The organism is Escherichia sp. B1147, assembly GCF_001660175.1.
Lineage (GTDB): Bacteria > Pseudomonadota > Gammaproteobacteria > Enterobacterales > Enterobacteriaceae > Escherichia > Escherichia whittamii.
This window is the reverse complement of record NZ_LFHY01000017.1, coordinates 150,975-163,977: the sequence shown is the minus strand read 5'-3', so window position 1 is coordinate 163,977 and position 13,003 is coordinate 150,975. Positions and strand designations below refer to the sequence as shown.

Genomic DNA, 13,003 nt, shown 5'->3' with positions numbered 1-13,003 from the left:
AAAAATATTTTTTAATAATTTTTTTTTTAATCCGGGGGGGAAGTTTACTCCCGCCGGTACGTTATTTATTATGCCTGGTGCAAAATAGTTAATACTGTGCGCAAATCATTCACCGATATTTGTCCAGGCGCAGAGGCTTTTTTTACTGCGCCAAACGTTGCCGCTGAACCAAATACTTCCCCAGCCAAACGGGAGATTACGCCTTTTTTTGCCATCGACATGGTGATGATTGGTCGATCGGCATACTGCTCCTGCATCTCAAGGGTAGCGGCAAGTAACGTCAGGACATCACTGGTGCTTTGCGGCATCAACGCAATTTTAGGAATATCGGCGTCGAAAGACTGCATTTTACGCAAACGGGCAACAATCTCTTCGGCTTCCGGCGTTTTATGGAAGTCATGGTTGGACATGACAACCTTCACATCATGCGCATGTGCATAGGCGACAGTTTCTTTAACCTGATCATCGCCGGTAAATAACTCCAGATCGATCATATCGACCAGACCGCTGTCGATGGCTGCGCGATTGAGTGCAATGTAAGCCTCGGTGGAAATCGCCTGCTCACCGCCTTCTTTGGCACTGCGGAAGGTAAACAGCAGCGGTTTTTCTGGCATTAACTCACGGAGGATTTTTGCCGCTGCTATCACAGACTCCACACCGGAGAGGTCGGCAAAGTGGTCCACACGCCATTCCAGAATATCAAAGTCCTCTTCACGATAGGCGAGAGCTTCAGATTTCACGCTGGCGATATCTTTCGCCATCAGCGAGACGATGATTTTTGGTGCGCCCGTACCAATGACGAGATCTTTTACAGTTACGGTTTTCATTTTTTACCCTTTCTGCACGCGGTCAGCCTGTCAGGCGCCGAACCCCATGACCTGTTTAACGTATTCCAGAGGGAAATCTTTGCCAGTCCATAACGTGAACTGTTCAGCCCCTTGCCACAACAACATGCCGTATCCATCAATCGTTTTGCAACCTGCTTGTTGCGCCTGCTGCAATAACTTTGTCATGTGCGGGTTATACACGCATTCGGTGACCAGCAGTCCTGGATGTAACAGACTGATATCATTAACCAATGATTCATTTTCAAGAGGCTTCATACCCACTTTTGTGCCATTGGTTAAAATGTCGGCAGAAGCCAGTGCGTCGGCAAAAGCCTGCTTATCGGCGAGATCCGTGACCGTGACGACGCAATCGGTGTTTTCGTTGACCCGTTGCGCGAAGGCGAGGGCTTTATCGAAAAACTCGTCCCGACGGTTGAAGAGTTTAATTTCTTTTAACCCTTCAATTGCCCCCTGCGCGCCAATCGCCGTTGATGCGCCACCGGCACCTAACAGCACCATTGTTTTGCCTTTGATATCAAAACCGCTCTCTTTAATGGCGCGAATATGGCCCGTGCCGTCGGTGTTATAGCCACGCAGGTAGCCGTCATCATTAACGATGGTATTGATAGCGCCAACCAGTTTGGCTGCTGGCGTTAATTCATCAACATATTCACACGCCAGTTGTTTGTTTGGCATTGATACACCAGTTCCGCGCATTTTTAAGGCTTTTAGTCCTTCAATTGCACCGGGAAAGCTATCGTTATCCACTTCAAAGGCCATATAGGTAAATGGCAATCCCGCTTTCTCTAAGGCTTTATTCTGCATTTCAGGCGATAAACTGTGGCGGATAGGATAGGCCATCAGGCCAATCAATTCGTATTTAGCGGTAACATCCATAATTAACTCCTTTAATTTCTTTGCTTAATTGTGTTTAACCGGGGTGCTAAAGTTACGTTCGCCAAACCGGATATCATTCTCAGGAATAATGAAGACGCGGTAATAGCGGATGAAAACAATAATTGCGGTAATCAGGGCCAGCAGCGCGAAAGTAAAATCGAGAACGATGATATATTGCAGGCCGATATTCGACAGATATCCGGTAATCAGTGGAATAACAAAGTTGGCCAGCCCTCCCATCATCATATAAATACTGGTGACTTTGGCTTTGCTTTTGGGGAAGAACTCTGACATTACCGAAACACCGAGCTGTAATATACCGCCAGCAGCAGAGAAACCGATGACAAAGGCTCCGGCATTACACACTAATGGAGAAGGGTAGAGATAGATAATGGCGGCAGTAACTGTTGCCAGCGCAGAGTTAAAAACGTTGGCCCAGATAGGCCGGACCATTTTTTTCAGTAACGCAGCAAAAATAAAGACACAGACCAGTGATCCCATACTGTAATAAGAGATGGTTTTTAATGCCTCGGCTTCCGACATACCGGCAAACGCCATCGCATATTTGGGCATCCACACTACAATCACATAAAAGGTCGAGAACGCGGCAACACCGAACAGCACCGATGAAACACCTTCCAGCCAGACTAACGGCTTACTGTTCATCTGCGGTAGTTCACCCGCTACGCTGGCATCTACCAACTGACCAGGGAATTTGCTTTTCAATAGCATCAGCGTGATCAGTACAAACAGGATGCCAGGGATAATCAGCCCATAACCGTACCAGATGTTATTCAACAGCATATAACTCACTAGCATCGGATAGAGCATTTGCCCAAACGATATCATCGCCTTAACCAATATTACGGCTGAACCCGAAGCTTTCGGGAAGCATTCCATCAACGCCGGGTATCCACCGGTATCAAGGGCCGAGTTGGCGATACCAACGCATACTGCCAGACCGTAAGCGAGAGCTAAACTTGGGCAGGCTGGAATACCAAAGAAAAACAGCATATACATGGCGACGGCCATGAATATTACCGCTCGCCGACCAAATTTATCGGAGATTACGCCGAAGAATAAAATACTGATCAGACGCCCCAGTCCGATACCGGAAATTAAATAGGCGATACCAGCGTTATCGGTCGAAAATTTTTCTGCCAGAGATGACATATTTTGTGCAAGCGTAATAACACTAATGCCGTGTAGGAAATAACTGAAGTAAATACAAAGAACAGCCAGGATAAATGGCGTGCTGAAAGCCTTATTTTGAGACATTTTCACAGCTCCTTGCTGAAAGATAATTTTGTCACCGTACGTGTTGTTCTCCGCCGGTTTTCATAATCACTATACTGAAGATGATTTTCTCTGGGTACATGACATAAAGTTTATATTTCCAGGAATATTGCATGTGATAGTTTGTTTTTGAGCGTAGTTTTCCTTAATTAGTGCGGAAAGATTAATTTATCCGTAAGATCTTGCATGACCTGAAAAGAATATTGCATTACACGCCAGTAGCGACATTTTCTCTTAATGACGTCTGTTGTGCTTCTTTACGGCTACGTAAGCCGATAAATAGAGCCAGTAAAAAACCGACGGCGGCGATGGCGGTATCGAACCACATAATATCGGCAATACTTCTTTGGGAAAGATGTGCAGTAATCAACGGGATGGTAAAGGTCGCAATACTGCCCGCGCTGTAATAGATCCCTGTAGCTTTGCCTTTGGCGTGGGGAAAACGAGCGGCCATTAACGTCAGGCCAATTTGCACAACACCACCAGCGGAGGTAAAACCGATGACGAAAGCAAATATTATCACCACATAAAATGTGGGATGCAGGCAGACGGTGAGCAGGGCAATAAATGAGATAAAAGTGTACAGCATCAACAATGTTGTTGAACGAACCGTTTTGCTAATGAGTGGCGCGGTGATAAATACACAAAGTAGTGACCCTACGGTGTAGATACTGAGTAATTTGATCGACATTGTGTAAGACATACCTGCGACAAATTGTCCGTATTGTGCCAGCCACTGACTCACCAGATAAAAGGTTGCCATTGAGATATAGCCATATAAGGTATAGCTGGCTAAATCAATAATTGAGCAGCGATGCTTCGTGGTGGTTGTGGGTTTCTTAACGTCAGGTAAGCGACGCCCCGGATGGGGTGGAAAGGTACAGCGGTATAAAAAAAGACCGTTAATAATCATAATACCTGCGGCAATCATAAAGGACCAACCAAACCACAGTTCAGCCCATACCAGCAGACTAATAACTAACGGTAATAAGAATTGCCCGCAGGAGACAAACGCTTTAATCAAAATATTGGCTGTGCCAGGCGAACGAGGAAATGCTTCCATCAGGCTGGGGTAGGTGCCTGCATCAAGAAAACTATTCGCCATACCGGCGAGAAAACCAAATACATACGCGATGATAATGTTATTTGCATGCAAAATGCCAAAAAAGAACATCAGATAGCAGCCTATTCCCAGGATGATAAAAGGACGTCGGCCAAAACGATCGGAGAGTAATCCTGCAAAAAATAAGACACTTAATCGACCAATGCCTAATGATGAGATGACAATGGAGACGCCCGCTGCATTGGTCTGCCAGAGCGTCTCCAGCGAGGCCATATTCAAAGTCATCAAAATGACACCCATACCATGCACCAGGTAATTGAGATACAACCCGAGCGCGGTAGGGAGGTAGGGATTTTTCATAAGATCTACTTAGCAATATTGCTTAAAAAAATTAATGTTGTTATGTCAGCATCCGTTCATTCTTTTTGTAATGACGACCGTTGTATCCCGTTAAAATATCAACACAGGTGCTCCAGATCGTGAGCATATAATTCAGCTGCGACCGACTGGTAAATCTTCCAGTCAATAAAATTACCTTCTGGGTAGATACGTTGAAATGCGGTTAAATTGGGGAAAAAACGCATGGTGTTGTTGCCGATGCGGCTGTTTATCTTTTCTATGATGGCGTGAAGATGTCTTTTTCTTTGCTGGCGCATCGCCAGCATTTTTTCAACTATCTCGTCAGGAATATCCGTTTTTCCTTTCTCCCATTGTTGCCAGCTTTCACTGTCGCCCGTCAAGGCAATCCAGGTTGCGCATTCATCAATGGTCATAGCAAAAATATGGCGTAGTGCCTGGAGTTCATAAGCGTTCATCGTGTCATGACTGCATGAAAAAAAGAATAAAATATAAATAACATTATCAGCCTGCTTACGGCTTGAAGAGAGTCACAGTATCTTGTGCAACATTATTGGAAAGAACGAGAGGCGGGGTAATGAAGCAATAAATGTTAAAAAAAAGCCCATCGTGGGAGATGGGCAAAGACTACACACAGCAATTCGTTGTTTCACTCAGGGGATTTCCATGCTTATAAATCAATATGTTGATTTATAACCGTGAGCTAATAGTAGGCATACGGACTTTTTGCGTCGATCAGATTCGTCTCATTAGTTTAAAAACTGTAAATGATTTTCGACAGGTACTACCAGCTGAATTGAGGGATGCAGGGAAATACGGGGGTGAGAAATGAAATATCAATTAGCAATGATTAACAATCAGGCGGCAGAGCCGCCTGATGAGAGAGTTACTTATTCGGCTTTTCAATTTCGCCCAGTTCTTCGAGAATTTCTTCCGGTTGATTCGTCGGCGGCGGGACTTCTTCAACCCACGCGGCAAACAGACGCCAGGAAACAGCCAGCAGTACCGGACCAATAAACAGACCGATCATACCGAAGGCAATCAAACCACCGATAACCCCGGAGAGGATGAGAATTAGCGGTAAATCTGCCCCCATGCGAATTAACATTGGGCGAATGACGTTATCCAGAGTGCCAACCACACCGCTCCACACTAACAATACCGTTCCCCAGGTGGAATCGCCGGTCCAGTAAAGCCAGATAATCGCCGGAATCAACACTGGCAGCGGGCCAAGCTGCACAAGGCAGGAGAGGATCATTAACACCGTCAGTAGCGTGGCGTAAGGCACACCGGAAATGGCCAGACCGATACCGCCAAGCACTGCCTGTACTAACGCGGTCACCACAACGCCTAGCGCCACCGCGCGGATAGCCTGGGCCGCCAGCAGTACAGCAGCATCACCGCGAGCACCTGCCAGACGAGTTGCAAAATGGCGAATGCCTTTCGCTACCTGTTCACCGCGCCAGTACAGCAGGGCGCTGAAGAGAAGCATCAGCGTACAATGCACCATAAAGCGCCCGATATGCGCGGCTTGTCCGACGAACCAGGTGGTGGTGGTGCCAATATAAGGACGGACTTTCGCCATAATTGCCGTGCCGCCCATATCCAGCAAATTGTGCCAGCCTGCGTACAGCTTTGTGCCAATCACCGGAATGGTATTGAGCCACGCTAAATCCGGTAATGTCATATCGCCACTGGAGATTGCCTTAATTAACGGGCCACTGCCGTCGACGATACTGTTAACCAGTAAGGCAATAGGGATGATAAACACCATCACTAAGAGCAACGTCATCACCAGAACGGCGAGAGAGCGGCGGCCAAACATGATCTTTTGCAAACGTAGCAATACCGGCCAGGTGGCGATAACCACCGTACCGGCCCATGTAAAGCCGAGAATAAAGGGTTGAACAATCCACAGACATGCCACAATCATGATGGCTAAAAACAGCACCGAAAGCAGAATTTGTGCGACATCCCTGGGCTGACGAACATTTACCATAACTACTTTTCACCTTTTTTGTGCGTCAAATCGTCGACGCGACGTGAACACGCGAAACTCACCTGCATAATGATGAGCAATTTAAGCGGTTTTTAACAGGCCGATTCTGCCCTTAATTCTGAGGGGCGTGTTAGAAAAAAATGTGGTACAACAACTCAGGCAACACGCAAACGGTTTACTCGTCGTATTTCAAGTTGCATGTGCTGCGGCTACGTTCGTTCACCCCAGTCACTTACTTTTGTAAGCTCCTGGCGTTCACTCGCTTGCCGCCTTCCCGTAACTCGAAATCCATAGAGTAAACACACATCACCTTTCAGTGCGCTATTGCAGCAGCCTGAAAGAACTGTGTATCGACCTACATCACAGACCGCAGGAAAGGGTCAATATAATGATTCCACAGATTTCCCAGGCACCCGGCGTCGTTCAACTGGTGCTTAATTTTTTGCAAGAGCTGGAGCAACAGGGTTTTACCGGCGATACGGCAACAAATTATGCCGATCGTCTGACAATGTCGACCGACAACAGTATTTACCAACTTCTCCCCGATGCGGTGGTATTTCCGCGTTCCACCGCCGATGTGGCGTTAATTGCCCGTCTGGCCGCGCAGGAACGCTATACATCGCTAATCTTCACCCCGCGCGGCGGCGGTACTGGCACTAACGGCCAGGCGCTCAACCAGGGGATTATTGTCGATATGTCCCGCCATATGAACCGCATCATTGAAATTAATCCTGAAGAGGGCTGGGTGCGCGTTGAAGCAGGTGTGATTAAAGATCAACTGAATCAGTACCTGAAACCATTTGGCTACTTTTTTGCGCCAGAACTTTCGACCAGCAACCGGGCAACGCTCGGCGGGATGATCAATACCGATGCTTCCGGCCAGGGTTCGCTGGTCTATGGCAAAACGTCAGATCACGTGCTGGGCGTGAGAGCGGTGTTGTTGGGGGGCGATATTCTCGATACGCAACCTTTACCCGTCGAACTGGCTGAAACGTTAGGTAAAACCAATACCGCTATCGGGCGGATCTACAACACTGTTTATCAACGCTGCCGCCAGCAACGCCAGTTAATCATCGACAAATTCCCCAAACTTAACCGCTTTCTTACCGGTTATGACCTACGCCATGTCTTTAACGATGACATGACCGAGTTCGACCTGACGCGCATTCTGACCGGATCAGAAGGGACGCTGGCCTTTATTACCGAAGCGCGACTGGATATTACTCGTCTGCCTAAAGTGCGCCGTCTGGTGAACGTCAAATATGACTCTTTTGACTCCGCGCTGCGTAACGCGCCGTTTATGGTTGAGGCGCGTGCGCTTTCGGTAGAGACGGTGGATTCAAAAGTGCTGAATCTGGCGCGGGAAGATATTGTCTGGCATTCCGTCAGCGAGTTGATTACCAATGTGCCAGACAAAGAGATGCTCGGGCTGAACATTGTTGAATTTGCCGGAGATGATGAGGCGCTGATTGACGAGCGGGTAAATGCGCTCTGTGCGCGGCTGGATGAACTGATTGCCAGTCAGCAGGCGGGGGTGATCGGCTGGCAGGTGTGCAGTGAGCTGGCTGGTGTTGAGCGTATTTATGCAATGCGCAAAAAAGCCGTCGGTCTGCTCGGTAATGCCAAAGGCGCAGCCAAACCGATTCCATTTGCCGAAGATACCTGCGTGCCGCCGGAGCATCTGGCGGATTATATTGCTGAATTTCGCGCGCTGCTCGACAGCCACGGCTTAAGTTATGGCATGTTTGGTCATGTCGACGCTGGTGTCTTGCACGTCCGTCCGGCGCTGGATATGTGCGATCCGCAACAAGAGATCCTGATGAAGCAAATCTCTGATGACGTGGTGGCGCTTACTGCAAAATACGGTGGTTTGTTGTGGGGCGAGCACGGCAAAGGTTTTCGTGCCGAATACAGTCCGGCGTTTTTTGGTGAGGAACTTTTCGCAGAACTGCGCAAGGTTAAAGCGGCGTTTGATCCGCATAACCGACTAAACCCTGGGAAAATCTGCCCGCCAGAAGGTATTGACGCGCCAATGATGAAAGTGGACGCGGTGAAGCGTGGCACGTATGACCGCCAGATCCCCATCGCGGTACGTCAGCAGTGGCGCGGGGCTATAGAATGTAATGGCAACGGTTTGTGCTTCAACTTTGATGCCCGCAGTCCGATGTGTCCGTCAATGAAAATTACTCAGAACCGAATTCATTCACCGAAAGGGCGCGCAACGCTGGTGCGTGAATGGTTACGTTTGCTGGCGGATCGCGGTGTTGACCCACTAAAACTGGAGCAAGAGCTACCAGCGTCTGGGGTCAGCTTGCGTACGTTAATTGCCCGCACGCGCAACAGCTGGCATGCAAATAAAGGCGAATATGACTTCTCGCACGAAGTGAAAGAGGCGATGTCGGGTTGCCTGGCCTGTAAAGCGTGTTCGACTCAGTGTCCGATCAAAATTGACGTACCGGAGTTTCGCTCTCGTTTCCTGCAACTCTATCACACGCGTTATCTACGCCCATTACGCGACCATCTGGTGGCAACGGTTGAAAGTTACGCGCCGCTGATGGCGCGTGCGCCAAAGACGTTTAACTTTTTCATAAACCAGCCGCTGGTGCGAAAACTCTCGGAAAAACACATCGGTATGGTCGACTTGCCGCTGCTTTCAGTGCCGTCGTTACAGCAACAAATGGTGGGGCATCGCTCGGCAAACATGACGCTGGAACAGCTCGAAGCGCTCAGTGCAGAGGAGAGAGCCCGCACGGTGCTTGTAGTGCAGGATCCTTTCACCAGTTATTACGATGCGCAAGTGGTTGCGGATTTTGTCCGTCTGGTCGAAAAATTAGGTTTCCAGCCGGTGTTACTGCCCTTCTCACCGAATGGTAAAGCGCAGCATATTAAAGGCTTCCTGAATCGCTTCGCGAAGACGGCGAAAAAGACGGCGGATTTCCTCAACCGCATGGCGAAACTGGGAATGCCAATGGTAGGTGTCGATCCGGCACTGGTGCTTTGTTATCGCGATGAATATAAACTTACGCTGGGCGAAGATCGTGGGAATTTCAATGTATTGCTGGCGAATGAATGGCTGGCGAGTGCGCTTGAATCACAGCCTGTTACCGCGGTAAGCGGCGAGCCGTGGTATTTCTTCGGTCACTGTACCGAAGTTACCGCTTTGCCTGGCGCGCCAGCGCAATGGGCCGCGATATTTGCCCGTTTTGGCGCGAAGCTGGAAAATGTCAGCGTGGGTTGCTGCGGCATGGCGGGAACTTACGGACATGAAGCGAAAAACCATAAAAACTCGCTCGGGATATATGAATTATCCTGGCATCAGGCGATGCAAAGACTGCCGCGTAATCGCTGTCTGGCGACCGGGTATTCTTGCCGCAGCCAGGTTAAACGGGTTGAAGGGACGGGGGTACGCCATCCCGTGCAGGCATTACTGGAGATTATTAAATGATATGGAAACGTAAAATCACCCTTGAAGCACTGAATGCCATGGGTGAAGGAAACATGGTGGGGCTTCTGGATATTCGTTTTGAACATATTGGTGATGAAACGCTGGAAGCAACAATGCCGGTAGACTCGCGGACAAAGCAGCCTTTTGGGCTGCTACATGGCGGGGCGTCTGTGGTGCTGGCTGAAAGTATTGGTTCCGTTGCCGGGTATTTATGTACCGAAGGCGAGCAAAAAGTCGTTGGCCTGGAAATCAATGCTAACCATGTTCGCTCGGCACGAGAAGGGCGGGTACGCGGCGTTTGTAAGCCACTGCATCTCGGTTCACGGCATCAGGTATGGCAGGTAGAAATCTTCGATGAGAAAGGGCGTTTGTGCTGTTCGTCAAGATTGACGACCGCCATTTTGTGACGTTGTCACCAGAAAAGTGTGATGCATATTGCTTTTGGTTATTATCTGCGCAGTAAACGGTGGTATACTGTGCAGGTCTTGTCTAAAGCGAGGATGCTATGTCTACTCAACTTAATCCCACCCAGTTGGCTATCGAATTTTTACGCCGTGACCAAAGCAATCTTTCACCCGCTCAATATCTCAAGCGTCTGAAACAACTAGAACTTGAATTTGCTGACCTGCTTACCCTCTCTTCTGCGGAACTGAAAGAAGAAATCTACTTCGCCTGGCGTCTGGGCGTGCATTAATCGCTACTGAACAGAGTCTGAATGCTCATCGACCTGGATTAACATCTGTCCAGGTCTGACGATTGCTCTCTGACTGTCCTCCTGTTGTTACCTGCCTGATTTTGCTCAAAAATAATACAAATCGCAGTTTGTGTTAAAACGGCGACCCGGTCTTATGAGATTATTCTTATCGCCCCTTCAAGAGCTAAGCCATATGAGTGCCGGAGATAAGCGCCGGATGGGGTAGAAATCCTTAAGCCTGTAATGCACAGACTTAAGGATTTTTTTATTTCTGAACTCGCCACTTTTTTACCTATCTCTTAAATAGTCATTTTCGATACAACTTTTTCTTTTCCATCACAGCCTTAACGCTCCTTCAGTAATAATCATTATCTAACAATGAGATACCTAATTCTTAGCGAGCCTGTTAACCCTCTCATCAGGGTCTATGCTTATTAAATGCAGGCAAAAAGCATGTTTTATGGTAAAGCCCCTGCGCTTGCTGGGTTGAACTGATAATCATTATCACTAACATGCTGTTATCCTCTGAAAGCGATGAAGTGAGGTAAATCGATGGACATGCATTCAGGAACGTTTAATCCAGAGGATTTCGCCTGGCAAGGCTTAACGTTAACACCCGCAGCCGCGGCGCATATCCGTGAACTGGTAGAGAAGCAGTCGGGCATGGTCGGCGTGCGCTTAGGCGTGAAGCAAACGGGCTGCGCGGGCTTTGGCTATGTACTCGACAGCGTCAGTGAGCCAGAGAAAGACGATCTGCTGTTTGAACGTGACGGCGCGAAGCTGTTCGTCCCGCTGCAAGCGATGCCGTTTATTGATGGCACGGAAGTCGATTTCGTTCGCGAAGGACTCAATCAGATATTCAAATTTCACAACCCGAAAGCCCAGAATGAATGTGGCTGTGGCGAAAGCTTTGGGGTATAGGCGGTACTATGTCTCGTAATACTGAAGCAACTGACGATGTCAAAACCTGGACCGGCGGCCCGCTGAATTATAAAGAAGGATTCTTTACCCAGTTAGCCACTGATGAGCTGGCAAAGGGGATAAACGAAGAGGTGGTGCGTGCAATTTCAGCGAAGCGTAATGAGCCGGAGTGGATGCTGGAGTTTCGTCTCAACGCCTATCGTGCATGGCTGGAGATGGAAGAGCCGCACTGGCTGAAAGCGCACTACGACAAGCTGAATTATCAGGATTACAGCTATTACTCGGCACCGTCGTGCGGTAATTGTGACGATACTTGTGCGTCGGAACCTGGCGCGGTGCAGCAAACTGGCGCGAACGCCTTTTTAAGTAAAGAGGTGGAGGCGGCGTTTGAGCAGCTAGGCGTTCCCGTGCGGGAAGGCAAAGAGGTGGCGGTGGATGCCATTTTCGACTCGGTTTCGGTTGCCACCACTTATCGTGAAAAACTGGCGGAGCAGGGAATTATCTTCTGTTCCTTTGGTGAGGCGATTCACGACCATCCGGAACTGGTGCGTAAATATCTCGGCACCGTGGTGCCGGGGAATGACAACTTTTTTGCCGCGCTCAATGCGGCGGTAGCCTCTGACGGTACGTTTATTTATGTGCCTAAAGGCGTGCGCTGCCCGATGGAGCTTTCCACCTATTTCCGCATTAACGCGGAAAAAACCGGGCAGTTTGAGCGCACCATTCTGGTAGCCGACGAAGACAGCTACGTCAGCTACATTGAAGGCTGTTCTGCCCCAGTGCGTGATAGCTACCAGCTACACGCGGCGGTGGTGGAAGTCATCATCCATAAAAATGCCGAGGTGAAATATTCCACGGTGCAAAACTGGTTCCCTGGCGATAACAACACTGGCGGTATTCTCAACTTCGTCACCAAGCGAGCTTTGTGCGAAGGGGAAAACAGCAAAATGTCGTGGACGCAATCAGAAACCGGTTCAGCCATTACGTGGAAATATCCCAGCTGCATTTTGCGCGGCGATAACTCCATCGGTGAGTTTTACTCGGTGGCGCTGACCAGCGGTCATCAGCAGGCTGATACCGGCACTAAGATGATCCACATCGGTAAAAACACTAAATCGACCATTATCTCGAAAGGGATCTCCGCCGGGCACAGCCAGAACAGCTATCGCGGATTAGTGAAAATCATGCCGACGGCGACCAATGCGCGCAACTTCACGCAGTGCGACTCAATGCTGATTGGCGCCAACTGTGGGGCGCATACTTTCCCGTATGTCGAGTGCCGTAACAACAGTGCGCAACTGGAGCACGAGGCAACTACGTCGCGCATTGGCGAAGATCAACTGTTTTACTGCCTGCAGCGCGGAATCAGCGAAGAGGACGCCATCTCGATGATTGTTAACGGTTTCTGCAAAGATGTGTTCTCGGAACTGCCACTGGAATTTGCCGTTGAAGCACAAAAACTCCTCGCCATCAGCCTTGAACACAGCGTCGGATAAGGAATAAA

General features: G+C 48.9%; 10 protein-coding genes, 1 other RNA gene and 1 pseudogene. 5 read left to right on the top strand and 7 right to left on the bottom strand.

The annotated features are described in order from the left end of the window. Nucleotides 1–68 precede the first annotated feature (68 nt). The 7 genes and pseudogenes from aroD to ydiK all read right to left on the bottom strand — a co-directional run bounded on the left by aroD (nt 69) and on the right by ydiK (nt 6,439). Nucleotides 69–827: a type I 3-dehydroquinate dehydratase gene (gene aroD, locus A9180_RS18780; protein ID WP_064530073.1), complete on the bottom strand. Its 759-nt coding sequence runs from the start codon at nt 825–827 to the stop codon at nt 69–71. A gap of 30 nt (nt 828–857) precedes the next feature. Continuing rightward, the gene (ydiB, locus tag A9180_RS18775; protein ID WP_064530072.1) at nt 858–1,724 is read right to left on the bottom strand and encodes a quinate/shikimate dehydrogenase; all 867 of its coding nucleotides are present in this window, start codon (nt 1,722–1,724) and stop codon (nt 858–860) included. An 11-nt stretch (nt 1,725–1,735) separates the two neighbouring features. Further along, nucleotides 1,736–3,002: pseudogene (locus A9180_RS18770) on the bottom strand (MFS transporter). 226 nt (nt 3,003–3,228) lie between these two features. Then, nucleotides 3,229–4,443: an MFS transporter gene (locus tag A9180_RS18765; RefSeq protein WP_064530070.1), complete on the bottom strand. Its 1,215-nt coding sequence runs from the start codon at nt 4,441–4,443 to the stop codon at nt 3,229–3,231. A 98-nt stretch (nt 4,444–4,541) separates the two neighbouring features. Next, on the bottom strand, nt 4,542–4,898 hold the full coding sequence (locus tag A9180_RS18760) for a YdiL family protein (protein WP_064530069.1): 357 nt from the start codon (nt 4,896–4,898) through the stop codon (nt 4,542–4,544). 134 nt (nt 4,899–5,032) lie between these two features. Further along, an RNA gene (gene rprA / locus A9180_RS18755) (antisense sRNA RprA) lies at nt 5,033–5,140 on the bottom strand. Nucleotides 5,141–5,326: 186 nt separating this feature from the next. Further along, on the bottom strand, nt 5,327–6,439 hold the full coding sequence (ydiK, locus tag A9180_RS18750) for an AI-2E family transporter YdiK (protein WP_064530068.1): 1,113 nt from the start codon (nt 6,437–6,439) through the stop codon (nt 5,327–5,329). A 388-nt stretch (nt 6,440–6,827) separates the two neighbouring features. Here ydiK and A9180_RS18745 point away from each other — a divergent pair, with 388 nt between their 5' ends. From A9180_RS18745 to sufB, 5 genes are all read left to right on the top strand, one after another. Beyond that, nucleotides 6,828–9,884 carry an FAD-binding and (Fe-S)-binding domain-containing protein gene (locus tag A9180_RS18745; RefSeq protein ID WP_064530067.1) on the top strand — a complete coding sequence of 1,019 codons (3,057 nt, stop codon included), beginning with the start codon at nt 6,828–6,830 and terminating at the stop codon, nt 9,882–9,884. Beyond that, nucleotides 9,881–10,291: a 1,4-dihydroxy-2-naphthoyl-CoA hydrolase gene (gene menI, locus A9180_RS18740; RefSeq protein ID WP_064530066.1), complete on the top strand. Its 411-nt coding sequence runs from the start codon at nt 9,881–9,883 to the stop codon at nt 10,289–10,291. Before A9180_RS18745 ends, menI begins: the two co-directional genes overlap by 4 nt. A 98-nt stretch (nt 10,292–10,389) precedes the next feature. Further along, nucleotides 10,390–10,578, top strand: coding sequence for a YdiH family protein (locus A9180_RS18735; protein WP_064530065.1), 189 nt, complete (start codon nt 10,390–10,392; stop codon nt 10,576–10,578). 552 nt (nt 10,579–11,130) lie between these two features. Beyond that, entirely contained in the window at nt 11,131–11,499 is a 369-nt protein-coding gene (gene sufA / locus A9180_RS18730; RefSeq protein ID WP_064530064.1) for a Fe-S cluster assembly scaffold SufA, read from the top strand. An 8-nt stretch (nt 11,500–11,507) separates the two neighbouring features. After that, nucleotides 11,508–12,995: a Fe-S cluster assembly protein SufB gene (gene sufB, locus A9180_RS18725; protein WP_000089364.1), complete on the top strand. Its 1,488-nt coding sequence runs from the start codon at nt 11,508–11,510 to the stop codon at nt 12,993–12,995. Nucleotides 12,996–13,003: the final 8 nt, after the last annotated feature.